This window comes from Mesorhizobium sp. PL10, assembly GCF_053714315.1.
Genome location: NZ_JBSKBR010000001.1, coordinates 285,182 through 306,948 on the forward strand (window position 1 = coordinate 285,182; position 21,767 = coordinate 306,948).

General features: G+C 62.5%; 25 protein-coding genes and 1 tRNA gene. 13 read left to right on the plus strand and 13 right to left on the minus strand.

Annotated features, from left to right (window positions below; all coding sequences use genetic code 11):
* Window positions 1-122: 122 nt before the first annotated feature.
* Together ACWGTO_RS01435 and ACWGTO_RS01440 are read right to left on the minus strand one after the other, a co-directional pair.
* Window positions 123-533 (minus strand): hypothetical protein, encoded by a 411-nt coding sequence (locus ACWGTO_RS01435; RefSeq protein WP_454573095.1) that lies wholly within the window; start codon window positions 531-533, stop codon window positions 123-125.
* A 184-nt stretch (window positions 534-717) separates the two neighbouring features.
* A complete protein-coding gene (locus ACWGTO_RS01440) occupies window positions 718-888 on the minus strand; it encodes a hypothetical protein (protein WP_454573096.1) in 171 nt (56 codons plus the stop codon).
* Window positions 889-1,097: 209 nt separating this feature from the next.
* On the opposite strand from ACWGTO_RS01440, the gene ACWGTO_RS01445 reads away from it, so the two are divergent.
* From ACWGTO_RS01445 to ACWGTO_RS01460, 4 genes are all read left to right on the plus strand, one after another.
* A complete protein-coding gene (locus ACWGTO_RS01445; protein WP_454573097.1) occupies window positions 1,098-1,448 on the plus strand; it encodes an ArsR/SmtB family transcription factor in 351 nt (116 codons plus the stop codon).
* Window positions 1,429-1,899, plus strand: coding sequence for an SRPBCC domain-containing protein (locus tag ACWGTO_RS01450; RefSeq protein ID WP_454573098.1), 471 nt, complete (start codon window positions 1,429-1,431; stop codon window positions 1,897-1,899). Before ACWGTO_RS01445 ends, ACWGTO_RS01450 begins: the two co-directional genes overlap by 20 nt.
* On the plus strand, window positions 1,892-2,347 hold the full coding sequence (locus tag ACWGTO_RS01455) for a DUF417 family protein (protein ID WP_454573099.1): 456 nt from the start codon (window positions 1,892-1,894) through the stop codon (window positions 2,345-2,347). Before ACWGTO_RS01450 ends, ACWGTO_RS01455 begins: the two co-directional genes overlap by 8 nt.
* A 251-nt stretch (window positions 2,348-2,598) precedes the next feature.
* On the plus strand, window positions 2,599-2,760 hold the full coding sequence (locus ACWGTO_RS01460) for a hypothetical protein (protein WP_181057993.1): 162 nt from the start codon (window positions 2,599-2,601) through the stop codon (window positions 2,758-2,760).
* 31 nt (window positions 2,761-2,791) lie between these two features.
* Here the strand turns inward: ACWGTO_RS01460 and ACWGTO_RS01465 are convergent, their stop codons facing one another.
* The 7 genes from ACWGTO_RS01465 to tkt form a co-directional block, all read right to left on the minus strand.
* On the minus strand, window positions 2,792-3,508 hold the full coding sequence (locus ACWGTO_RS01465; protein WP_454573100.1) for an SGNH/GDSL hydrolase family protein: 717 nt from the start codon (window positions 3,506-3,508) through the stop codon (window positions 2,792-2,794).
* Window positions 3,509-3,587: 79 nt separating this feature from the next.
* Window positions 3,588-4,292, minus strand: a complete 705-nt coding sequence (locus ACWGTO_RS01470) for a DUF899 domain-containing protein (RefSeq protein WP_454573101.1) — start codon at window positions 4,290-4,292, stop codon at window positions 3,588-3,590.
* A gap of 176 nt (window positions 4,293-4,468) precedes the next feature.
* Complete coding sequence (locus ACWGTO_RS01475) at window positions 4,469-5,494, minus strand: class I fructose-bisphosphate aldolase (protein ID WP_454573102.1); 1,026 nt, start codon at window positions 5,492-5,494, stop codon at window positions 4,469-4,471.
* A gap of 224 nt (window positions 5,495-5,718) precedes the next feature.
* Window positions 5,719-6,921, minus strand: coding sequence for a phosphoglycerate kinase (locus ACWGTO_RS01480; protein ID WP_454573103.1), 1,203 nt, complete (start codon window positions 6,919-6,921; stop codon window positions 5,719-5,721).
* Window positions 6,922-7,077: 156 nt separating this feature from the next.
* On the minus strand, window positions 7,078-8,967 hold the full coding sequence (locus tag ACWGTO_RS01485; RefSeq protein WP_454573104.1) for a potassium/proton antiporter: 1,890 nt from the start codon (window positions 8,965-8,967) through the stop codon (window positions 7,078-7,080).
* A 206-nt stretch (window positions 8,968-9,173) separates the two neighbouring features.
* Window positions 9,174-10,184, minus strand: a complete 1,011-nt coding sequence (gap, locus tag ACWGTO_RS01490; protein WP_454573105.1) for a type I glyceraldehyde-3-phosphate dehydrogenase — start codon at window positions 10,182-10,184, stop codon at window positions 9,174-9,176.
* A gap of 157 nt (window positions 10,185-10,341) precedes the next feature.
* Complete coding sequence (gene tkt, locus ACWGTO_RS01495) at window positions 10,342-12,333, minus strand: transketolase (RefSeq protein ID WP_454573106.1); 1,992 nt, start codon at window positions 12,331-12,333, stop codon at window positions 10,342-10,344.
* 259 nt (window positions 12,334-12,592) lie between these two features.
* Between tkt and ACWGTO_RS01500 the strand changes: the two genes are divergently transcribed.
* The 4 genes from ACWGTO_RS01500 (at window position 12,593) to ACWGTO_RS01515 (ending at window position 15,102) form a co-directional block, all read left to right on the plus strand.
* A complete protein-coding gene (locus tag ACWGTO_RS01500; protein WP_023670128.1) occupies window positions 12,593-12,865 on the plus strand; it encodes a DUF4164 domain-containing protein in 273 nt (90 codons plus the stop codon).
* A 12-nt stretch (window positions 12,866-12,877) separates the two neighbouring features.
* Window positions 12,878-13,243 carry a cell division protein ZapA gene (locus tag ACWGTO_RS01505; protein ID WP_023670127.1) on the plus strand — a complete coding sequence of 122 codons (366 nt, stop codon included), beginning with the start codon at window positions 12,878-12,880 and terminating at the stop codon, window positions 13,241-13,243.
* 199 nt (window positions 13,244-13,442) lie between these two features.
* Window positions 13,443-14,102, plus strand: coding sequence for a peroxiredoxin (locus ACWGTO_RS01510; RefSeq protein WP_112559528.1), 660 nt, complete (start codon window positions 13,443-13,445; stop codon window positions 14,100-14,102).
* 127 nt (window positions 14,103-14,229) lie between these two features.
* Window positions 14,230-15,102 (plus strand): MBL fold metallo-hydrolase, encoded by an 873-nt coding sequence (locus ACWGTO_RS01515; protein ID WP_454573107.1) that lies wholly within the window; start codon window positions 14,230-14,232, stop codon window positions 15,100-15,102.
* A gap of 139 nt (window positions 15,103-15,241) precedes the next feature.
* Here the strand turns inward: ACWGTO_RS01515 and rpoH are convergent, their stop codons facing one another.
* Complete coding sequence (rpoH, locus tag ACWGTO_RS01520) at window positions 15,242-16,153, minus strand: RNA polymerase sigma factor RpoH (protein ID WP_142869964.1); 912 nt, start codon at window positions 16,151-16,153, stop codon at window positions 15,242-15,244.
* Window positions 16,154-16,341: 188 nt separating this feature from the next.
* Window positions 16,342-17,382, minus strand: a complete 1,041-nt coding sequence (locus ACWGTO_RS01525; protein ID WP_454573108.1) for an RluA family pseudouridine synthase — start codon at window positions 17,380-17,382, stop codon at window positions 16,342-16,344.
* Window positions 17,383-17,407: 25 nt separating this feature from the next.
* Here ACWGTO_RS01525 and ACWGTO_RS01530 point away from each other — a divergent pair, with 25 nt between their 5' ends.
* The 5 genes from ACWGTO_RS01530 (at window position 17,408) to ACWGTO_RS01550 (ending at window position 19,415) form a co-directional block, all read left to right on the plus strand.
* A complete protein-coding gene (locus ACWGTO_RS01530; protein WP_454573109.1) occupies window positions 17,408-17,791 on the plus strand; it encodes a fimbrial protein in 384 nt (127 codons plus the stop codon).
* A 55-nt stretch (window positions 17,792-17,846) separates the two neighbouring features.
* Window positions 17,847-18,260: a VOC family protein gene (locus ACWGTO_RS01535; RefSeq protein ID WP_454573110.1), complete on the plus strand. Its 414-nt coding sequence runs from the start codon at window positions 17,847-17,849 to the stop codon at window positions 18,258-18,260.
* Window positions 18,261-18,345: 85 nt separating this feature from the next.
* Window positions 18,346-18,420: transfer RNA gene (locus tag ACWGTO_RS01540), tRNA-Glu, on the plus strand.
* A gap of 429 nt (window positions 18,421-18,849) precedes the next feature.
* On the plus strand, window positions 18,850-19,113 hold the full coding sequence (locus ACWGTO_RS01545) for a helix-turn-helix domain-containing protein (protein WP_454573500.1): 264 nt from the start codon (window positions 18,850-18,852) through the stop codon (window positions 19,111-19,113).
* A 71-nt stretch (window positions 19,114-19,184) separates the two neighbouring features.
* Window positions 19,185-19,415 carry a hypothetical protein gene (locus ACWGTO_RS01550; protein ID WP_454573111.1) on the plus strand — a complete coding sequence of 77 codons (231 nt, stop codon included), beginning with the start codon at window positions 19,185-19,187 and terminating at the stop codon, window positions 19,413-19,415.
* A 49-nt stretch (window positions 19,416-19,464) separates the two neighbouring features.
* On the opposite strand, the gene ACWGTO_RS01555 is transcribed toward ACWGTO_RS01550, so the two are convergent.
* Both ACWGTO_RS01555 and ACWGTO_RS01560 read right to left on the minus strand, forming a co-directional pair.
* On the minus strand, window positions 19,465-20,526 hold the full coding sequence (locus ACWGTO_RS01555) for a glycosyltransferase family 2 protein (RefSeq protein ID WP_454573112.1): 1,062 nt from the start codon (window positions 20,524-20,526) through the stop codon (window positions 19,465-19,467).
* On the minus strand, window positions 20,520-21,065 hold the full coding sequence (locus ACWGTO_RS01560) for a cupin domain-containing protein (RefSeq protein WP_454573113.1): 546 nt from the start codon (window positions 21,063-21,065) through the stop codon (window positions 20,520-20,522). The genes ACWGTO_RS01555 and ACWGTO_RS01560 overlap by 7 nt, the downstream gene beginning before the upstream one ends.
* Window positions 21,066-21,767: the final 702 nt, after the last annotated feature.

Consider the following 21,767-nt stretch of genomic DNA (forward strand, 5'->3'; position numbering starts at 1 on the left):
TGGTCCCTCGGCTGCGTTTCCATGAATGTCGTGGTCCCCAAACCGGTTCCGGGCGACATCCATTTCCTGTTTCATGCCTGCCCTTGCCCCAAAAACCGCTAAACACTTTTGGGCGGCAGGCATTATGGCTTCAATCCTTCGCGCTTGCGCTGCGCGGCGACGAATTCCGCGCCGAAGGACAGTTTCTTCGTCGTCCGCGCGTTGGTGTCGAGCACACGCCAGAATGGCGCAATTGCGCTCGGCTCCATGCCGCGCTCGAGATCCTCATTGGCGGCTTCCGCGACGGTGCGCAGATGATAGCCGATGGTGACCGGACATGTCACTTGCGCCCCGTGCTCGATGGCGAGCGCGGCGCGCAAGGCGCGGACGTCCATCTCGACGCCTTTGGGTATGGAGCGGATGAAATCATCGACCTGGCGGGCCGTCGGCACCAGCATCGGCTGGCCCTCGACGACATCGCCCATCGTGCGCGGCGTCGGCTTGACGCCATTGATGCCTGGCGTGTTCAGCCTGTCGTTCCAGCTCTTCACCATTCATGTCTCCTGACACGTTTATGGCATGGTGCTCCTGACAGCATTCTGTCAGGAGCCTTCAGCATTGTCCGTGGCGAGCGCCGAAATGTTTTGCGCCGGCCCGCAGACATCGCTGGCCCGCGCGTCATGTGATTGATCTGGGCGTGGCAGTGGCTAAATCCAAGCATTGCCATGAAAAATCGCCTCAGACCTCACGAATGCGGCCGCGGCCCTCATACATATCGGGCCAGCCAATGTCCTTGCGGATGTCCGCCGGCAAGGAGTTCAGGAAGCGCTGGGTGCGGACTTCGTTGCGCATCGTGCGGATCTTGCCGACATAGTGCTGTACGTTGTTCAAAATACCAAAGCCGTTCATGACCAGTCTCCTCGTTGCTGACAGAGACACTATCGCACACCCCTACTGACAGCAGTCTGTCAGGAGGATGTCGGCATCCCGTGACTTTATTCACCCCGGAATCATCGGCCAGCGTCGGCGTCAAAAAGGAGATCGCTCCCTGGTTTGTTGACAGCATGAACATCCTTCTTTATCTAACAGAAATGTTAAATAACAAGATGGTTAGATAGATGCGAACCGACCCGCTTACCGCAACGTTCGCGGCCCTTGCCGATCCGACCCGCCGCGCCATCCTGGCAAGGCTGGCGACAGGCGAGGCGACCGTGACCGAGCTGGCCGAACCGTTCGATATCAGCGGCCCGGCCATATCGAGACATCTCAAGGTGTTGGCACATGCAGGCCTGATAAGCCGCGGCCGCGATGCGCAGTGGCGGCCCTGCCGGCTCGAAGTCGACCGGCTGCAAGACGTCGACCAATGGCTCCAGCATTACCGGCAGCTCTGGGACGGCCGCTTCGACCAGATGGATGACTATTTGCGAGCGCTGCAAAAGGGGAGGACAAATGACGGACCCGGCAACTGAAAGGCGCGATGCACGCCAGCGGGCGCTGACGATCACTCGAATCTTCGAGGCGCCACGGGCGCTTGTCTACAAAATGTGGACCGAGCCGCACCATATGAAACGCTGGTGGGGTCCGCGCGGCTACACCACCCTGTCGGCTCAGGTGGATATGCGGTTGGGAGGCTTCTGGCGGGTCCATTCACGCAAATACGATGGCACGGAGGTGGCCGAACAGGGTGTGTTTCGCCAGATCGTCGAGGCCGAGCGGCTGGTCTTCACCCACGCCTGGGAAGAAGACGATGGCAGTCTTGGCCATGAAACTCTGGTGACGGTGACGTTCGCAGACGACGGCGACAAGACGATCATGGTTTTCCACCAGGCCGAGTTCCTGACAATCGAAAGCCGTGACGGCCATCTGCAGGGCTGGGGCGAGAGTTTCGACATGCTGAAGGAGTATCTGGGCAATGCGTGATGCCGGCACAAACATCCTGAAAATCGGCCGCTTCATCGCCTTGGCCGGGGTCGTGCTGCCGCTGCTTTTGATCGGCGGTCTCAAATTCACCCAGACAGAGGTTGAAGCGCTCAAGCCGCTGATCGGCGGAACACCTTGGCTCGCTTGGCTCTATCCGGTGTTCGGTGAGGCCGGTGCGTCGTATTTTCTCGGCGTGGTGGAGATCGCGACGGCTTTGCTGCTCGTGACCTCGCCGTGGGCGGCAAGAGCAGGTGTTGCGGCAGGAGCGCTGGCGACACTGACCTTTCTCACCACCTGTTCGATCATGTTGGCACTGCCGATCTGGGACCCTGCGCTGGGCTTCCCGGCGCTTGGCCCGCTCGGGTCGTTTCTGATCAAGGATGTTGCCTTGCTCGGCATTGCGGTCGTGGTGCTTGGCGAAAGTCTTGACCGTCTCCGCTCCGCGTGAGCCGACTGCAAAAACGAGAGGCGTAAAAAACATTCTGCTCTCCGCTGCAGAAGCGGCTGCCGCTGCTGGCTGAAGTGGCTGAAGTCGCGGCGATGATGGCATCCCACCCTGTCGGCGCCATGACCGGCACGTTCGTGCATGCCACCTGCGGATCGCCGGTGGGATAAGGGCGGCGACCTCCGCTGGCATAGAGTTACCGGACGAACGCAACGGCGCTTTGACAGTCGGTTGCGATACTGCTCAAAGGCGGCATGTCGAAGCTTCTCGCCCTTGTCTTCATCGGCATCATGCTCATCCAGATCATCAAGCCGCTCGGCTGGCCTGGCTTGAGGCGGCGCGGCGATTTCTGGAAACTGGCGCTGCTCGCCATGGCTGCCATCTCGCTGGCCGGCGTGCTGGGGCACTGGACATAGCTCCCGGCCTGACCTCAATCTCACAGACCTGTCAGTTGTCGCCGAGCACGCACCCGACCAGATGTTCGGCCCAGGCGCGGTAGCCGGCTTCCGAGGCATGAAAGCCGTCGGAGGCAAAACCCTGTTCGGGGTTGGTGATCGGCAGGCGCGGCGCCGGCACCGCGCCGCGCTCGAAGCAAAGGCGCTCGCCCATCCGGTTCATAGCGGTGGCGCGGATCTCCAGGATCTTGCCGAGCAGTGGCGGCATGGCCGGCGCACGGGTGAACTCCAGCACCGGCGACCAGACCACGCGGGCTTCCGGCCATTTGGCGCGCAGCGCGTAAAGCAGGCCGCCGAACTCTTTCTTGAAGCGCGGCACCGAGTGGAAATTCTTGGTGTCGTTGGTGCCGATGGCGAGCACGATATGCGTCCATGGATCGGCCGACAGATTGGGCAGCACATGGTCACGGATCTGGCCCGAGGTGGCCGAGTTGAAGCCGGCGGCGCGCCACCGCACAGCGCTGCCGGTGCGCTTTGCGATCATGACGGCAAGCTGCGCGGCCAGCCCGTCCTCGGAATTGCCGATGCCGACCGAGGCGGCCGAGGAATCGCCAAGCACCAGCAGCGAGATCGCCGGCGCCTTGCCCGATTTTTCGTGCATTACCGGCCCTTGCGCCGGCAGCATGCGGGTGGTGCGGCGGCGCACGCCGAGCCCCTGCCAGACATAGACGGGGTAGGCGAGCCAGGTGAGAGCAGTTGGGAACGGCATGCGATAGGCTTAGCGCATGTCCGCGTCGCCGTGAACGGCCTCAGTCGTCGCAGCAGTTCGGCTTGTCCGCCTGCCTGTCCTAATATTCGTCGTGCAGCCGCACCCAATCCATCAGGCTTTGATAAGGGCCGGTTTCGTCACGGCCCTTCGGTGTCATGTCGAGATAATCATAGGTGCCGATCTGCGCCTCGCCGCCGCGGGCGCGCGACGTGAAGGTGAGGAAGATGTCGCCATTCTGGTCCTTGTAGAAAACGCTGGTGCCGGGAAGATCCTTTGACGTGCGCGGACGCGTCTCGAAATTGTAGGTGGTGTCGCCGGCCGCGATCTGCTTGTCGGTGAACGAAACCTGCATGTCGAAGTTGAAATCCGAGGCGTAGGACGACACCCAGTCGAATTTCCAGCCCATGCGCTGCTTGTAGGGCAACAGCTCCGCCAGCGGCGCGCGCGCAACCACGACCAAAGATACGTCGTGATGCCTGAGATGCTGGTTGGCGCCGTCTATGTGGTCGGCAAGGAACGAACAGCCTTCGCAACGGTGATCCGACCCTGGCGTCATCATGAAGTGATAGACGATAAGCTGGCTGCGGTTGGCGAACAGCTCCGCCAGGTTCTTCGGCCCTTGCTCGGTCTCGAAGACGTAATCCTTCCTGATCTTCAGCCATGGCAGTTCACGCCGCTCGGCGGCGATGCGCTCGCGAAACCGCGTCAGTTCCTTCTCGCGCGCCAGATGCGCCTTGTGCGCCTGGAACCAGTCGTCGCGCGAAACCACCTTGTTGCTAGGCATGAACCTCTCCCTGTCTGTCATCCCAAGGACGTTCGGGATGGGCAGGACCCGACATCGCCGTCAGCTTTTGCCGAAGGGGAGATAAGGATGGACAGGCTCCATCCCAAGCCCGCACGCCGCAAACAAAAAACCCGGGCGCATCGGCCCGGGTTTGTATGACAACGGGAGGACTGCGCTCAGGCAGCCTGTTCGAGGCTCGCCTTCCATTTTCCAAGCGCCGCCAGATGGTTCATATAGGCGCGGTGGGTGAAGGCGGCCTGGCCGGCAGCGACGTTCGACGCCTTGCCGCTCCAGGCTTTTTGCGGGGCGGCCTGCAACGCACGGCCGTAGGAGAAGGTCAGCTTCCACGGGTGCGGGCCGATGGCGTTGATGGCATTGAGGTTTGCGGTTGCTTCCTCGTCCGACTGTCCACCCGAGAGGAAAGCGATGCCGGGCACCGCAACCGGCACGGTCTCGCGGAAAAGCCTGATCGTCTTTTCTGCGATCTCCTCGGGGCTGTTCGTCTTGCCGGATTTCTTGCCGGCAATGACCATGTTCGGCTTCAGGATGGTGCCTTCGAGCACGACGCGCGCCGCATGAAGCTCGTCATAGAGCTTGATCAGCGTCGCCTTCGAGACCGCGTAGCAGGTGTCGATGTCGTGGGCACCGTCCATCAGCACTTCCGGCTCGACGATCGGCACGATGCCGGTTTCCTGGCAAAGTGCTGCATAGCGGGCGAGCGCATGGGTATTGGAGGCAATCGAATTGGCCGAGGGCACGCCCTTGCCGGTGTCGATGTCGATCACCGCGCGCCATTTGGCGAAGCGGGCACCGAGCTTGTAATAGTCGGCAAGGCGTTCGCGCAGGCCATCGAGCCCCTCGGTAATGGTGTCGCCGGGAAAGCCGGCCAGCGGCTTGGCGCCGGCATCGACCTTGATGCCGGGAATGGCGCCCGCTGCCTTGATGATGTCGACCAGCGGCGTGCCGTCGGCGGCCTTCTGGCGGATCGTCTCGTCATAGAGGATGACGCCGGAAATGTATTTCGTCATCGCGTCCTTGGCGCGAAACATCATCTCGCGGTAGTCGCGGCGGCTGTCGGCGGTCGATTCGACGCCGATGACGTCGAAGCGCTTCTTTATGGTGCCGGAGCTTTCATCGGCGGCCAGCAGGCCCTTGCCGCCGCCCACGATCGCGGCGGCAATATCTTCGAGACGTTCGCTCATTGTTGCTTCTCCTGAAGGGGTCTGTTCCGCACACAGAGCGGTTCACCGTTTCACGGAAACGGCGAGCCGCTCTATGTCTTTTGTTTTTACGCAATTCCGGACGGAAAACCCGCTCACACTTTTCCTGGAATTGCTCTAACGGAAGTCTACCGCCAAAGGAATGGCATCGGAAAGCTCGAATCGATTGAAAGTTCCCGGCGCGTCATTTGGCGCCGGTGTTCCCGTCAGGCCTGCTTTTTCAGTACGTCGACGCCTGGCAGCGGCTTGCCTTCCATCCATTCCAGGAAAGCGCCGCCTGCAGTCGAGACATAGGTGAAGTCGTCGGCGACGCCTGCATGATTGAGTGCGGCGACCGTATCGCCGCCACCGGCGACGGAGACCAGCTTGCCGGCGTTGGTCCGGGCTGCCGCGTGCCTGGCCGCTGCCACCGTGGCGTGGTCGAAAGGCTCGATCTCGAAGGCGCCGAGCGGGCCGTTCCAGACCAGCGTCGCGGCGCGGTCGATCCACTCGCCGATCGCCTTCACGGTCTTTTCGCCGACATCGAGGATCATGCCGTCGGCGGGCACGTCCGAGATGGCGACGGTCTCGCAGGCGGCGCCCGCCTTGAACTCTTTTGCGACGACGCCGTCGACCGGCAGCACGATGGCGCAGCCGGCCTCGGCCGCCTCGATCATGATCTGCTTGGCGGTCGGAGCAAGGTCATGCTCGCACAGCGACTTGCCGACAGCGGTGCCGCGCGCGGCGAGGAAGGTGTTGGCCATGCCGCCGCCGATCACCAGCGCGTCGACCTTCTTCACGAGGTTCATCAGAAGGTCGATCTTGGTCGAGACCTTGGCGCCGCCGACAATGGCAACCACAGGACGAAGCGGATTGCCGAGCCCCTTCTCCAGCGCCTCGAGCTCAGCCTGCATGGTGCGGCCGGCATAGGACGGCAACAGCCGCGCCAGGCCTTCGGTCGAGGAGTGGGCGCGGTGGGCGGCGGAAAAGGCGTCGTTGACGAAAATGTCGCCATTGGCGGCGAGCCTTTCGGTGAAGGCCGGATCGTTCTTTTCCTCGGTCTTGTAGAAGCGGGTGTTTTCGAGCAGCAGCACGTCGCCCTTGTTCATGCCGGCGACGGCGCTTCCGGCCGTATCGCCGACGCAATCCGAGGCAAAGCCGACGGGACGGCCAAGCACCTCGGCGGTGGCTTTCGCGATCGGCTCCAGCGAGAATTCCGGCGAGGGGCCATCCTTCGGCCGGCCGAAATGTGCGAGCAGGATGACCTTGGCGCCCTTGCCGGACAGCTCGGCGATGGTCGGCGCGATGCGCTCGATGCGGGTGGCGTCGGTGACCTTGCCGTCAGCGACCGGCACGTTGAGGTCGACCCGCACCAGCACGCGCTTGCCGCTGATATTGCCGATATCGTCGAGTGTCTTGAAGGCGGCCATGCTGGTTCCTTTCCGTGAAAATCGCCGGGACCATACCTCGCATCAATGACGATGCAAGGCTTGAGCCGCGGCGCGCGTTAAATTTTGAAGTCAGGGCGAAGGTAGCGGTGATGCTGGCGACGAACTTGCTTTGGTTGGCGGCCAGACGGATCGTGGTCAGCTCTCGGTCGCTGCCTTTTCCGCGGCAGGCTCCGAGGGCGGCTTCTCCTCAGCCGGAGCCTCCGCGACATGCGTCTCCATCGGCCTGCGCCAGTTGCGGATGAAGGCAACGACACGGTCGCCGATCTCGCCGGCACTGAGGAACACCGGCACCCGTGCCACCGGGGCGGTCGGCTCGAAGGACAGGCCGAGGCCTGTGATCTTGCCCTTGTCGTCGACGTCGCGGACGATCAGCTCGATCGGGCCGATCAGCACACGGTCGGCATATTCGGCATGGCCGCCGAGACGCGCCGTGACCAGGGCGCCGACAGTCAGCCTGCGCTCGGCTTCGCTCAGGCCCGGCCCATAGGCGGCCTCCAGTTCCTCGGCCGAACGGGCAGGATCGACGGCGAAGGCGCCGAAGAAATCGGCATCCTCGGGGTCGACCACCGCACGGCTGGCGAACAGCTTGTCGAGCAGGCGCGGATAGCGGTCGGGTACGAAGATGTAGACCTGGTCGCCGGCGGCGAGCCGGCCCATGTCCTGGAAGCGCATCGAGCGGCCGTCGCGCAGCACCAGCGAGGGCCGTGCCCAGCGCGGAATGCGCTCGCCGCGCGCCACCGGGCTGCCGGGTGCGACACGGTAGGCGAGCAACTCGTGATGGGCCGAGCCCGGCAGTTCGAGCTCGACCTTGTCCAGCGGCCCGAGCCTCGCCGGCACGATCAGGCCGAGCCGGCGCGCCAGTGGCCCGACCGTCCAACCCTGAACGACCAGAGACACCAGCACGATGATGAAGGCGGTGTTGAAGATGACGCGGCCGTTCTCCAGTCCGCCGAGCAGCGGCGTGATCGCAAGCAGGATGGAGACCGCGCCGCGCAGGCCGACCCAGGACACGAAAGCGACCTCGGGGCGAGGCAGACGGAACGGGATCAGGCAGAGCCAGACGGCGACCGGCCGCGCGACAAAGATCAGGAACAGGCCAAGCAGCACTGCCGGCACCAGGATCGCCGGGAATTGCGAGGGCGTCGCGAACAGCCCCAAGATCAGGAACATGATGATCTGCGCCAGCCATGACATGCCGTCCTGGAATCGCTTCAGGATGGTGACGGCGCGGATGTCGGAATTGCCGGCAATCAGACCAGCGAGATAGACCGCCAGAAAACCCGACCCGCCGATGGCGCCGGCGGCGGCGAACACCATCAGGGACAAGGTCAGCACGAAGATCGGCAGCAGGCCGTGGTCGAGATTGAGCCGGTCGACGAGGCGCACTATGCCGAGGCCGCCAAGCACGCCGACAATGGCGCCGAGGCCCATATTGAGCAGGAAGCCGAGGATCAGGTCGGTGACCAGCATATGGGTCTCGGGATTGGCGTGGGCCGCGATGATCTCGACCAGCGTGATGGTCAGGAAGATGGCGATCGGGTCGTTGGTGCCGGATTCGACTTCGAGTGTCGCACGCACGCGCTCGCGCAGATTGATCTCGCCGGCGCGCAGCAGGAAGAACACCGCGGCCGCGTCGGTCGAGGCGACGGCAGCACCAAGCAGAAAGGATTCCAGCCAGCTGAGGTCGAGCAGATAGTAGGCGGCGGCGCCGAACAGGCCGGTGGTCAAAAGCACGCCGAAGGTCGCCAGCGACAGCGCCGGCCCGGCCGCCTGGCGCAATGCATTGAGCGGTGTGCCGAAACCGGAATCGAACAGGATGACCGCCAGCGCCAATGAGCCGGCAAAATAAGCCAGGCGCGCATTGTCGAATTCGATGCCGAGACCGTCGGCGCCGGCGGCGAGGCCGATGCAGAGGAACAGGAGGAGCAGCGGAGCGCCGAAGCGGAAGGCGATCAGGCTCGAGAACGCTGCGGCGACAACAAGCGCTGTGCCGACCAGCGTGACGAGATAGATCGCATGCTCCATCCGTGATCTTTCCCCTCGAATTCCTCTTCTTCCGATTTACGGGAGAGTGGGGCGAAGGCATGGCCAGCGCAAGGCGCAAGGGTGGCTTTTTGCCCTATGCCGCTGATTTTCCGGCATTTGGCGGCTCGGTGGGCCTTGCCGGGCGCTCTGACGAAAAACGCCCGGACAAGGCCGGGCGTTTGAAGCTAAGAGACCAGAGCCTGCAATCAGGCGATGGTCTTGCCGAAGGCGACCGCGGTGTCGCCCATGCGGTTCGAGAAGCCCCACTCATTGTCGTACCAGGACAGCACCGAAACGAAGTTGCCGTCCATGACCTTGGTCTGGTCGAGCGCCATGATCGAGGAGCGCGGATCGTGGTTGAAGTCGATCGAGACATTCGGGTGATGGGTGACGCCGAGAATGCCCTTGAGCTTGCCGTTGGAGGCGGCGATCACCGCTTCGTTGATCTCCTGCACGGTGGTGGCGCGCTTGGCGATGAACTTGAAGTCGACGACCGAGACATTCGGCGTCGGCACGCGGATCGAGATGCCGTCGAGCTTGCCCTTGAGATCGGGCAGGACGAGGCCGATCGCCTTGGCGGCGCCGGTCGAGGTCGGGATCTGCGAGAGTGCTGCGGCGCGGGCGCGGTAGAGATCCTTGTGCATGGTGTCCAGCGTCGGCTGGTCGCCCGTGTAAGAGTGGATCGTCGTCATCATGCCCTTTTCGATGCCGACGGTCTCGTGCAGCACGGCAGCCAGCGGCGCAAGGCAGTTGGTGGTGCAGGACGCATTCGAGATGACGATGTGGTCCTTGTTCAACTTGTCGTGGTTGATGCCGTAGACGACGGTGAGGTCGGCGCCTTCGGCAGGCGCCGAGACCAGCACGCGCTTGGCGCCGGCGGTCAGGTGCGCGGCGGCCTTATCGCGGGCGGTGAAAATGCCGGTGCATTCGAGCGCGATGTCGACGCCCAGTTCCTTCCACGGCAACTGCGTCGGGTCCTTGATCGCGGTGACCTTGAAAGTCTCCTTGCCGACCGTGATCTGGTCGCCGGACACCGAGACTTCATGCGGGAAGCGGCCGTGCACGCTGTCATAGCGCAGCAGATGCGCGTTGGTCTCGACCGGGCCGAGATCGTTGACAGCGACGACGTCGATATCCTTGCGGCCGGATTCGTGGATGGCGCGCAGGATGTTGCGGCCGATGCGGCCAAATCCGTTGATGGCAACTCTGACGGTCATTTTACTCTCCCTGGGAGCTGGAAGGCGGCAGATGGGTCCGCAGCTTCATAGCGGCGGATGGCACAAGAATCCAGCCGCAGAAGGCCGAATTTAAATCGATTAGGTTGGTCCAGTCCCGCAAAATCGCCTTAAGCGGTTCGCGGGACTGACCCTGACACTACTTGCTATGCAGGCGGGCTTCCGCCGCCTTGGCCGCAGCATCGGCGGTGATGCCGAAATGCGGGTAGAGCTGTTCGATGGTGCCGGAGGCGCCGAAGCCGTGCATGCCGATGAAGATGCCGTCGGAGCCGATCAGGTGATCCCAGCCCTGGCGGATGCCGGCTTCGATCGCCATCTTGATCGGCGCGCTGCCGATGGTCTTCTTGCGATAGGCGTCGCTCTGCTGGTCGAACAGCTCGAAGCAAGGCACCGACACGACGCGGGTCGGGTGGCCGTGCTTTTCAAGCAGGTCACGGGCGCCGAGCGCGATCTCGACCTCGGAGCCGGTGGCGAAGATCGTCACCGCCGCCTCGCCGCTGGCCGCGGCCAGTTCATAGGCGCCCTGGCTGCTCAGGTTCTTGGCCGAGAATTCGGTGCGCACCGTCGGCAGGTTCTGGCGGGTCAGCGCCAGGGTCGACGGCGTCTTTTCCGTCTCAATGGCGATCTGCCAGCATTCCGCGGTTTCCACCGCGTCGGCCGGACGGAAGACATTGTGGTTCGGGATGGCGCGCAGGGCCGCCAGATGCTCGACCGGCTGGTGGGTCGGGCCGTCTTCGCCCAGACCAATGGAATCATGGGTCATGACGAAGATCGAGCGGATGCCCATCAGCGAAGCCAGGCGCATCGACGGGCGGGCATAGTCGGAGAAGCACATGAAGGTGCCGCCATAGGCGATCAGGCCGCCATGCAGCGTCAGGCCGTTGAGCGCGGCGGCCATGCCATGCTCGCGGATGCCGTAGTGGACATAACGCTGGCCGTAATCGTCGGGCGTGATGTTCTTAGTCTGGCTGGTCTTGGTGTTGTTGGAGCCGGTCAGGTCGGCCGAGCCGCCGATGGTCTCGGGCACGGCGCCGTTGATGATTTCCAGCGCCATTTCCGAGGACTTGCGGGTGGCGACCTTCGGCTTGTCGGCCGACAGCTTCTTCTTGTAGTCGGCGATGACGGCATCGAAGTTGGAGGGCAGCTTGCCGGCGAGGCGGCGCTCGAACTCTGCCTTGAGCTTGGCGTCGGCCTTGGCCAGGCGGCCTTCCCAGTCGGTGCGCGGCTTGGCGCCGGCCTTGCCCGCGGTGCGCCAGGCGTCGAGGATGTCGGCCGGAATCTCGAAAGGCGGCGAGTCCCACTTGAAGAACTTGCGCGCGCCGGCGATCTCGTCGGCGCCGAGCGGCGAGCCGTGCGCCTTGTTGGTGCCGGCCTTGGTCGGTGCGCCGAAGCCGATGGTCGTCTTGCAGGCAATCATCGTCGGCTTGTCGGAATGGCGCGCCGCCTCGATGGCGTAGGCGATGGCTTCGGGATCGGTGCCGTCAATGTGGCTGGCGTTCCAGCCGGAGGCCTGGAAGCGGGCGACCTGGTCGGTGTTGTCGGCGAGCGAGACCGGGCCGTCGATCGAGATGTTGTTGTTGTCCCAGAAGACGATCAGCTTGTTCAGTTTGAGGTGGCCAGCCAGCGCGATGGCTTCCTGCGACACGCCTTCCATCAGGCAGCCGTCGCCGGCCAGTACATAGGTGTAGTGGTCGACGAGGTCGTTGCCGAAGGCGGCGTTCATGATGCGCTCGCCGAGCGCGAAGCCGACTGAATTGGCAAGACCCTGGCCGAGCGGGCCGGTCGTCGTCTCGATGCCGGTGGCATGGCCGTATTCTGGATGGCCCGCGGTCTTGGAACCGAGCTGGCGGAAATGCTTGATCTGGTCGATCGTCATGTCCTCGTAGCCGGTCAGGTGCAGCAGCGAATAGAGCAGCATCGAGCCGTGGCCGGCCGACAGGATGAAACGGTCGCGGTCGGGCCAATGGGGGTTCTTCGGATCGTATTTCAGGAACTTCGTGAACAGCACGGTGGCGATGTCGGCGCAGCCCATGGGCAGGCCGGGGTGGCCGGACTGGGCCTTTTCGACAGCGTCCATGGCGAGAAAACGGATCGCATTGGCCATCCGGTCATGTTGTTCACGCGACGTCATGGTACCTCCGGGGTGGGGATTTGCGGGCTTGGCAGAGCCCTGGAAAGGGTGCGCGACACATAGCAGGCGCGGGCTTTTAGTCAACAAATCGGCTTCACATTTGCCGGTCTTGTGATGGCGGGGGGAGGCCTGCATTAGCGTTAGCGGGGGACAGTCGCGAGAGCTTTGTTGACGTTGCCTTCACCCGGTGCCTAATGTTTCCGGGATAACGCGTTCTGAACGCGAGCGATTCGGTGATGGGCAGGGCAGGACGAAGGCCATGACCGGGGAAACCACACTCAAGGAAGTCATCCACAGGCTGGGCAAGGCCATCGAGGGCCTGGAAAATGCCGTCGCGGCCAAGCTTGAGCATGAGCGCGACTACTCCGAAGCCGAGGCCGAAGTGCAGCGGATGAACGCTGACCGTTCCCGGCTGGCGCAGGAACTCGACAATTCCGAAGCCCGCGCCGAACGGCTGGAAGATGCCAACAAGGAAGTGTCGCGCCGCCTGGTGACCGCCATGGAAACCATCCGCGCGGTGCTGGACAGATAGGAGCTGCAGGCCATGGCACAGGTCACGGTTTCCATCGACGGCAAGCAGTACCGCATGGCCTGCGACGAAGGCCAGGAAGAGCATCTGATCGATCTGGCCGAACGCTTCGATCGTTATGTCTCGCATCTGAAGGATTCGTTCGGCGAGATCGGCGACCAGCGGCTGACGGTGATGGCCGGCATCATGGTGATGGACGAGCTGTCGGAACTGCAGAAGCGCGTCAAGGGCATGGAAACCGAGGTGCAGACGCTGCGCAAGACGCGCGACGAAGCGTTGACCAAGGCCGACAAGAACGACACGGTGTTGACCAGCGCGCTCGGCGCGCTCGCCCAGCGCATGGAAGATCTGGCCACGTCGCTCGCGGTCAACAAGGCCTGAGCGCAGCCTTTTCCCGTAGAAACGAAAGATTTGTCGGGGCCGATGCCGGGTCCCTAGAACGAAAGTGCCCGTTCCGTCGCCGGCAAGAGTTTCCTATTGTCTCGCAGCCGCGATTTATGCGTTAAGATGTGGCAATGCCGGAGCGTGGCTGCCGCCTTGGTGCCGCTCCTTACGAAATCTGTTGCAGGGGAAATGTGCCATGAGCCTTCGTATCAACGACATCGCGCCGGACTTCACCGCCGAAACGACGCAAGGGACGATCAATTTTCATGACTGGATCGGCGACGGCTGGGCGATCCTGTTCAGCCATCCGAAGAATTTTACTCCGGTCTGCACGACCGAGCTTGGCACGATGGCCGGGCTCGAGGGCGAGTTCAAAAAGCGCAACGTCAAGGTCATCGGCATTTCCGTCGATCCGGTTGCGAGCCACGACAAGTGGCAGGCCGACATCAAGACGGCGACCGGCCAGACGGTGAACTACCCGCTGATCGGCGACAAGGACCTCAAGGTGGCCAAGCTCTATGACATGCTGCCGGCCGGCGCCGGTGAGACGTCGGAAGGCCGCACGCCGGCCGACAACGCCACGGTGCGCTCGGTCTATGTCATCGGGCCGGACAAGAAGATCAAGCTGGTGCTGACCTATCCGATGACCACCGGCCGCAACTTCGACGAGATCCTGCGCGCCGTCGATTCCATGCAGCTCACCGCCAAGCACCAGGTGGCAACGCCGGCCAACTGGAAGCAGGGCGAGGACGTGATCATCACCGCCGCCGTCTCCAACGAGGATGCAATCAAGCGCTTCGGCGCTTTTGACACGATCCTGCCCTATCTCAGGAAGACCAAGCAGCCGTCCGCCTAGGTTTTCGATTTTTGTTCTGTTTCTGGCAAGGCGTGCTTGACGAGTGTGCCTTGCTAGATGACCATGCTCTTGGTTCATTCCGGCAGAAAAAATCATTCCTGCCGGAGCCAGGGCAGGGGGTCGGAAATTGGACGCAGCTTTGGCCAAGCCGCTGGTCAGCGGCTTTTACGACAAGCCGACCGGAGCCATACAGTATGTCGTTGCCGATCCGGCGACGAAGCGCTGCGCCATCATCGACCCGATCCTCGATTTCGACGAGAGGTCCGGCGCGACGGCGACGAAAAGCGCCGATGCCTTGCTGGACTTCATCCAGGCAAACGGACTGGAACTCGAGTGGATCCTCGATACCCATCCGCATGCCGATCATTTCTCGGCGGCACATCATCTTCATGAGAAGACCGGCGCGCCGACGGCGATCGGCGACAGGGTGGTCGAGGTCCAGAAACTGTGGAAGGCGATCTACAACTGGCCGGATTTTCCCGCCGACGGCTCGCAGTGGGACCGGCTGTTTGGCGAAGGCGATACCTTTCGGATCGGCGGCCTTCCGGTCAAGGTGCTGTTTTCGCCCGGCCACACGCTGGCTTCGATCACCTATGTCATAGGTGACGCCGCCTTCATCCACGATACGCTGTTCATACCCGATAGCGGCACGGCAAGGGCAGATTTTCCCGGCGGCAGTGCTGCGCGGCTGTGGCGCTCGATCCAGGGCATCCTGGCATTACCGGACGACACGCGCGTCTTCGTTGGCCACGACTACCAGGAGGGTGGCCGCGAGCCGCGTTGGGAGAGTACGGTGGCGGAGCAGAAGGCGAAGAATACCCACCTGGTTGCGGCGCGCACCGAGGCCGAGTTCGTCGCCTTGCGCGAGGCGCGCGACCGGACCCTGCCGATGCCGCGGCTCATCCTGCATGCGCTGCAGGTCAACATGAATGGCGGGCGACTGCCGGAGCCGGAAGCCAATGGCAGGCGCTATCTGAAGTTTCCGCTGGATGGGTTTTGAGGGATCCAAATCTTGGTTCCTATCCCCACGCAGTAGGCCCGCTTTGCGGGGGCGGGGAACCGCCAATCGCGAAGGCCGAACACAAAAAAGCGGCGCCAGTTTCCCGACGCCGCCTGTTGTTTCGTAACCGAACCTGGCCTTAGGCCGCGGGCTGCGCTTCAATCGTGCGCAGGGCCTGCATCTGGCGTTTGGCGGCGGCCTTGACCGCGTCCTGCACCTTCTCGAAGGCGCGCACCTCGATCTGGCGCACGCGCTCGCGGCTGATGTCGAACTCGGCCGACAGCTCTTCCAGGGTCAGCGGCTCTTCGGCGAGGCGACGCGCCTCGAAGATGCGCCGTTCACGATCGTTGAGCACGGCAAGCGCGCCCGACAGCATGCCGCGCCGGTTTTCCAGCTCGTCCTGCTCGATCAGCATGTCTTCCTGGCTTTCGTGGTCGTCGACCAGCCAGTCCTGCCATTCGCCGGATTCGCCTTCGCTGGCGCGGATCGGCGCGTTGAGCGAAGCGTCGCCCGACAGGCGGCGGTTCATCGACACGACTTCGGCTTCGGAGACGTTCAACCGAGTGGCGATCTCGGTGATCTGATCGGGCTTCAAATCGCCATCGTCGAGCGCCTGGATCTTGCCCTTCACCTTGCGCAGGTTGAAGAACAGGCGCTTCTGGTTGGCGGTCGTGCCCATCTTGACCAGGCTCCACGAGCGCAGGATGTACTCCTGGATCGAGGCCTTGATCCACCACATGGCGTAGGTCGCGAGGCGGAAGCCACGCTCGGGTTCGAATTTCTTGACGGCCTGCATCAGGCCGACATTGCCTTCCGAGATCACTTCGCCGATCGGCAGGCCGTAGCCGCGATAGCCCATGGCGATCTTGGCGACGAGCCGAAGGTGGCTGGTGACGAGCTTGTGCGCGGCGGAAGTGTCTTCATGCTCGGCGTAACGCTTGGCGAGCATGTACTCTTCCTGCGGCTGAAGCATGGGAAAGCGACGGATTTCTTCCAGGTAGCGGCTGAGGCCGCCTTCGCCGGAAACGATACTGGGTAGTGACTGGGCCATGATAGCGCCCCCTCTCTATTGGAGTGATGCCCCCGAAACGCGGCGGGCATGTGACGCGAGCACCAAAAGGCTCGCCCGCGACAGGTGTTTTATACAGGAACAAAACCAGAAAAGACAGGCATTTGTTCAACACGAAACAGTGTGTCACGCTAAAGTGAACAATGCCGCTCAGGTTTTAGCTGGCCGGTTCAGAGCTTGCGAAAGCCGCCGACGAGTTCCTCCATGTCCCCCGGTATCGACGCCTCGAACCTCATCGATAGATGGGTAGCCGGGTGACGAAATGCAAGGAGCCAGGCATGCAAAGCCTGGCGAGAAAAGGCCTTGACCTGGCTTTTCAGCGGTTCGGGCAGCCGGTTGGCTTTGGTGCGGAAGGCCTGGCCGTAATCGGGGTCGCCGATGACGGGATGGCCGATATGGGCCATGTGGACGCGGATCTGGTGGGTACGGCCGGTCTCGAGCCGGCATTCGACCAGGCTGGCGGTGGCGAACTCCTGCTGGTCCTCGCCGAAACGCTCCTTGACGGTGAAATGGGTGACGGCGTGGCGGGCGTCGTCGCGGCCTTCCGGCACCACGGCGCGGCGAACGCGGTCGGCGGCGCGGCCGAGCGGCGCGTCTACCGTTCCTGTCGGCCGCGGCGGGATGTCCCAGACCAGCGCCAGATAGGCGCGTTCGAGATCGCCGGTGCGGCCGTGGTCGGCAAAGGCTTCCGACAGCGCCTTATGGGCGCGGTCGGTCTTGGCCACCACCATGACGCCGCTGGTCTCCTTGTCGAGGCGGTGGACGATGCCCGGGCGCCTGACGCCGCCAATGCCGGAAAGACTGTCGCCGCAATGGTGGATCAGGGCGTTGACCAGCGTGCCGGTCCAGTTGCCGGCGCCGGGATGGACGACGAGGCCGGCCGGCTTGTTGATGACGATCAGCTCATCGTCTTCATAGAGCACGTCGAGCGCGATGTTCTCGCCTTGCGGCTCGGCCGGTTCCGGCTCGGGCATGACGATCGATACGCGCTCGCCGGCTGACATCTTGCGCTTGGTCTCATCGACCAGCTTGCCGTCGATCGTGACAGCGCCCTGCCGGATCAGCATCTGCACCCGGCTGCGCGACATATCGGGGCCAAGGGCGGTCGCCAGCCACTGGTCAAGGCGCTGGCCGGCCGCTTCCGCGCTGGCTTCGAGCACGGTTGGCTCCGCCTCTATGAATTGTCTGGTCTCTTCGTTATGAGCGCTCATCGAAACCGTTCCGGAATGTTCTGCCATGGCCCGGCCCGCCGACGACGAAGATCAGGAAAAGCCGCTCGACCCCGAGATCGAAAAGGTGCGCGGCAGGCTCATCCGCTTCATGGCCATCAATCTCGGCCTGCTATTGCTGGCCCTTATGGTGGTGATCGCGGCCATTGTCTACAAATCGCGCAAAGCGCCGCCCACGAACCCGCCGCTCGCCAACGACATTCCAGTACCGCCCGGCGAGCCGCTCGCGGCCGACATCGTGCTGCCGGTGGGAGCCAAGGTGATCAGCCAGGCGCTGTCGGGCAATCGCATCTCGATCGACGCCGAACTCAGCGACGGCAGCCGCGCCATTTTCATCTACGACATCGCCGAACGCCGCATCATCGGCCGCTTCGCCATCCGCAACAAATGAGCCGGCTGATGCAGCAACCACGTTCGCCGTGCGGACAAACAAGTTTGCCGCTGATATGACCGGGTTTGCTGAAAGCCGTCGCATTGCCACCGTCACGCTCGTGGTCGCCAACTATGACGAGGCGATTGCCTGGTATGTCGGCAAGCTTGGCTTTGCGCTCTGCGACGACATCGATCTCGGTGACGGCAAGCGCTGGGTGACGGTAACGCCGACGGCCGGGCAAGGTCCGCGGCTGCTTCTGGCTGAAGCGTCGGACGATTTGCAGAAAAGCCGCATCGGCGACCAGACCGGCGGCCGGGTGGCTTTCTTCCTCGAAACCGATGATTTTGCCAAAGACCATGCGGCGATGCTCGAAAACGGCGTCGACTTTCGCGAGACGCCGCGCCATGAGCCCTATGGCACGGTGGCGGTTTTCGCCGATCTCTACGGCAATCTCTGGGACCTGATCGAGCCGAAACGCCAGGCTTGAGGGGAACAATTTCACGACACGACCGAAGTGCTCCAAGCCCAGTTGCTTTTTCCGAAGTGTCAGCCTATATCGCCGGTTCTTGAACGCGCCCATCGTCTAGCGGTCAGGACACCGCCCTCTCACGGCGGGAACAGGGGTTCGATTCCCCTTGGGCGTACCAGGGATTTCAATCACTTAGCGGCTTTTGCCATATTGCGTCGAATGTCGGACGAATAAACGCCCGCGAATTTGCATGAACGCAACCTGATTGATTTCGCCCGCGTTCCTGCGACTATCGGCCGTGCGACACGAACGCAACATGAGTCCCAGCAATGGAACACCTGGTCAGCCTTCTTCAGTCCGCACTCGGGTTAACCGCAAAGCAGGGACGGACATGGCTCATCTCCGGCGCCTCCCGTCCTCATCTTAAATGGGTATGAGTTCGGCCCGTTTGCAAAGCTCGACGGCACTTGGCTTGCGGTCGCCGGCGGGGTCCGCCACCCTGACGCGGCGGGCTGATTGTTTCGGCTACGGAATGATCAGCCCCGGCCCTGAAAGAGTTTCGTGGACGGGTTCCAGCAAGGCCTATGCCGGCTTGAGCCCCGACCCTATGGCGTCGGCGAGCCCAGAGCACTGCCGCCATTTCATTGTGACAAGTGCACAAGTGAGGGCGGCTCGCGGGCTGCTCAATTGGACAGTCGGAGATCTTGCTGAGAAGTCAGGCGTGCACAGGAATACCGTAACGAGAATCGAGACTGAGGCGACAACGGCGGGGCATTCAATCGCCGCCGTTCAAAAGGCTTTCGAATCTGCCGGTGTCGAGTTCATTCCCGAGAACGGCGGCGGCGCCGGGGCGAGGTTGAGGAAGCCGTGAAAGCGGTAGGCATGCCGAGTACCGAAAGCTGCTGCTGCCGGTGCAGCGGGCAGCCCTAAAAGGGGAAACATATGATGGACGACGATGTCTATGTACAAGCCTACCGGGACGGCGGTTTGAATGCCGTCAACGATCTTCTCAAGGAGCATTTCCCGGCCGACCGCGATCGGGTGTTGGTCATGGAAGGTCTTCAGGACACCGGCTATTGGGCGATCACCTGCCATGAGAAGAAACACCCGGACGGCGGAATGTACCGCGATTTCGAACGTGTGAAGGCGTACCTCGGCGACGGGGACGAATAGGATCATCCGGCCGCTTCATACCCCGCCTCATGCCCTTTGGCGCCGGCCCCTATCGGCCGATACGCCTTCGCAATTGCCTTAGAGGGGCAGTCCAACGCCAACTCTTCGAGCGCTTGAGCGCCTCCATCTCCACCTTCAAAGCGTCCCTTTCTATCGCGAGAGCCTGTATTTCTGCCGCAAGAGCCTCCGCTCGGCCGTTATCTGGGGCAGCGGGCGGAGGTGGTGTGGGCGGCGGGTCGGGTCTAACCAGGTTTTCGAGACGGTCGACCGCAAGTCGGTTAACGGCGTCGGCTGCTGCTTCGCGAATGATTGCGGTCCAGCCGTCGGGATCGACAGACATGATGTCCCAGAAGACCTTTTGTTCCAGGTGTCCTGTCGGAATGGCGACCCGCAGCGGCGCTGGATACCAGATCGATTTCTCACACGCGTTGATAAATCCCGTCAGCCTCGGATTCCCGGAGTCTCTGAGGTTTTTCCACTTGGCGGAGAAATGCAGGCACGTCGGAAGGCGAAGGTAGCGCACGGCGGCGAAGCCCTTGGTGAGCACGATGCGACGCCAGATCTCCCAGTCTCCCGCCCCGTTCACATCTTCTGGCCACACCGTCCGCTCCGCAAGAGCGCTGGCGCGATATACGACGCCTGAGGCCGCTATCGTGTTCCCTCTCGCCATGAATTGACGCCGCTCTTCGGGAAAAAACAGGTTGGTAAGATCAGGACCGCAAATGCCGTCGGTCGAGACCCAGAGGACCTGGCCGTAGACAAGTGCCACCGACGGATCGACGAACTGGCCGCGCATGAGGGCAAGATGATCCGGCATCATCAGGTCATCGTCGGCGGCGAAGGCTATCAATTCCCCGCGTGACGATCGAAGCGCCAGATTTCGATTGGCATAGCCAAAGTGAGGCGCCTTGGGGAAATCAAACCAACGAATGCGCGGGTCGGAAAAGCTTTTCACGACCGCGTCGGTCTCGGGTGCTGCGCCGTCGCCAACGACCAGAAGCTCGAACGATTGCTCCGTCTGCGCCAGCACCGACTGGATGGCATAGGCAAGAGAGTCGGGACGATTATGGGTCGGCATCAGGACGCTGAAGAGTGGCGGAGCGTCTACCATCCCTTGAGGCCGCCAAAGTCGACCGGGATCAAATCGGTATCCAGCGGCAGCCGGTATTTGTCGGGATTGGCATGGTCATATTGCATTGTAGGAAAATTGATTGCTCTAACGTCCCTCGTGCCGATGTTGTGGTCCGCGTGCCAGACGAATCTGGGGATGTTCATCAGGCGTGGCCTGGCTGCAGACAGAACAATCCGAAATACCTGTCCGCAAGTGCTCGACTCGGGCCTTGGGTCATACAGGACGACCTCCATTTCGCCATCGACTACGAAGTATCGATCCTCGTGAAGCTTATGCAGCCCCCAACCCTTCACCGTTCCCGGTCGGATAGTAAACATGTAGCAAAAGACCAGCGGATCGGGGTGCCAATTCCAGCGGGTGTCGTAGATTTCGGTTACGCTTCCCCTGTCGTCGAGGTGAGCGGTCATGTCGTGGAACGACAGGCCATCGGGAACCTTGGCAATCGGCTTGCCGGATCGAACCGTCTCCTGATCCTTCTGCGCGCCTGCCAACGTCTTTTCGAGAATACTCTGCGTCATAGGACTCATCCAATCTCACTAGCTTTGGCGGTGCCTCTCATTGCCCTTCTTTTAACTGTCTTTCAACGACAGTCGTGGAAGGCCACGTGAGGATGTGCACGAATGCCCGCGCCCGGCACGTCGCGTCCGTCCATTCGATTGAAGTTTCAGCCATCGGATCATTCCCACCTTTGAGAGCGACTATTCTGTGAAGCTTCGGCCAGTCTGTTGGTTCAGATGTCCGGCGCCAGCTGCCCGATCGTGTCCGCGACGTACGAGAGCACCAGATGCGTGCAGTGTTTCTCTGCCAGGGTGGGAACAGTTGTTCGATTCCAAACAACGGCTGGGCCGTTTGTTCCCTCCACAATTTCAGACAGGCACCCACGCGGATCGCGTTCGACCGCCAGGGCCGGCGGCATCAGCGAAAGCTAGCCAGTCCGTGCACACGGATACACCCAATTTAAGTCAGGCCGCGACGCTTGAAAGCGTAGCAATCTCTGTTACTTGCGGTCCGGGATAGCATCTGCGGCAACGCGGATTTGGGTCGGGTAGAGTGGGTAATGACCTCGGTGAAAATGACATGCCCGCATTGCCACGGCAGCGGGAAGATTTTCGATTGCTCCAGATGGTATGCGTCGAAAGGGCATTGCTGCCCGCAAGGGACGCATCGGGCCGGCTGCCCGGGGCAGACCATGGCATGCGCCGAATGCGCGGGCCTGGGCA

Excerpts from the sequence above, each read along its gene's own strand:
- ACWGTO_RS01435 (WP_454573095.1), bottom strand. The coding sequence starts at position 533 with ATGGTGAAGAGCTGGAACGACAGGCTGAACACGCCAGGCATCAATGGC.
- ACWGTO_RS01440 (WP_454573096.1), bottom strand. The coding sequence starts at position 888 with ATGAACGGCTTTGGTATTTTGAACAACGTACAGCACTATGTCGGCAAG.
- ACWGTO_RS01445 (WP_454573097.1), top strand. The coding sequence starts at position 1,098 with ATGCGAACCGACCCGCTTACCGCAACGTTCGCGGCCCTTGCCGATCCG.
- ACWGTO_RS01450 (WP_454573098.1), top strand. The coding sequence starts at position 1,429 with ATGACGGACCCGGCAACTGAAAGGCGCGATGCACGCCAGCGGGCGCTG.
- ACWGTO_RS01455 (WP_454573099.1), top strand. The coding sequence starts at position 1,892 with ATGCGTGATGCCGGCACAAACATCCTGAAAATCGGCCGCTTCATCGCC.
- ACWGTO_RS01460 (WP_181057993.1), top strand. The coding sequence starts at position 2,599 with ATGTCGAAGCTTCTCGCCCTTGTCTTCATCGGCATCATGCTCATCCAG.
- ACWGTO_RS01465 (WP_454573100.1), bottom strand. The coding sequence starts at position 3,508 with ATGCCGTTCCCAACTGCTCTCACCTGGCTCGCCTACCCCGTCTATGTC.
- ACWGTO_RS01470 (WP_454573101.1), bottom strand. The coding sequence starts at position 4,292 with ATGCCTAGCAACAAGGTGGTTTCGCGCGACGACTGGTTCCAGGCGCAC.
- ACWGTO_RS01475 (WP_454573102.1), bottom strand. The coding sequence starts at position 5,494 with ATGAGCGAACGTCTCGAAGATATTGCCGCCGCGATCGTGGGCGGCGGC.
- ACWGTO_RS01480 (WP_454573103.1), bottom strand. The coding sequence starts at position 6,921 with ATGGCCGCCTTCAAGACACTCGACGATATCGGCAATATCAGCGGCAAG.
- ACWGTO_RS01485 (WP_454573104.1), bottom strand. The coding sequence starts at position 8,967 with ATGGAGCATGCGATCTATCTCGTCACGCTGGTCGGCACAGCGCTTGTT.
- gap (WP_454573105.1), bottom strand. The coding sequence starts at position 10,184 with ATGACCGTCAGAGTTGCCATCAACGGATTTGGCCGCATCGGCCGCAAC.
- tkt (WP_454573106.1), bottom strand. The coding sequence starts at position 12,333 with ATGACGTCGCGTGAACAACATGACCGGATGGCCAATGCGATCCGTTTT.
- ACWGTO_RS01500 (WP_023670128.1), top strand. The coding sequence starts at position 12,593 with ATGACCGGGGAAACCACACTCAAGGAAGTCATCCACAGGCTGGGCAAG.
- ACWGTO_RS01505 (WP_023670127.1), top strand. The coding sequence starts at position 12,878 with ATGGCACAGGTCACGGTTTCCATCGACGGCAAGCAGTACCGCATGGCC.
- ACWGTO_RS01510 (WP_112559528.1), top strand. The coding sequence starts at position 13,443 with ATGAGCCTTCGTATCAACGACATCGCGCCGGACTTCACCGCCGAAACG.
- rpoH (WP_142869964.1), bottom strand. The coding sequence starts at position 16,153 with ATGGCCCAGTCACTACCCAGTATCGTTTCCGGCGAAGGCGGCCTCAGC.
- ACWGTO_RS01525 (WP_454573108.1), bottom strand. The coding sequence starts at position 17,382 with ATGAGCGCTCATAACGAAGAGACCAGACAATTCATAGAGGCGGAGCCA.
- ACWGTO_RS01530 (WP_454573109.1), top strand. The coding sequence starts at position 17,408 with ATGGCCCGGCCCGCCGACGACGAAGATCAGGAAAAGCCGCTCGACCCC.
- ACWGTO_RS01535 (WP_454573110.1), top strand. The coding sequence starts at position 17,847 with ATGACCGGGTTTGCTGAAAGCCGTCGCATTGCCACCGTCACGCTCGTG.
- ACWGTO_RS01545 (WP_454573500.1), top strand. The coding sequence starts at position 18,850 with ATGGCGTCGGCGAGCCCAGAGCACTGCCGCCATTTCATTGTGACAAGT.
- ACWGTO_RS01550 (WP_454573111.1), top strand. The coding sequence starts at position 19,185 with ATGATGGACGACGATGTCTATGTACAAGCCTACCGGGACGGCGGTTTG.
- ACWGTO_RS01555 (WP_454573112.1), bottom strand. The coding sequence starts at position 20,526 with ATGGTAGACGCTCCGCCACTCTTCAGCGTCCTGATGCCGACCCATAAT.
- ACWGTO_RS01560 (WP_454573113.1), bottom strand. The coding sequence starts at position 21,065 with ATGACGCAGAGTATTCTCGAAAAGACGTTGGCAGGCGCGCAGAAGGAT.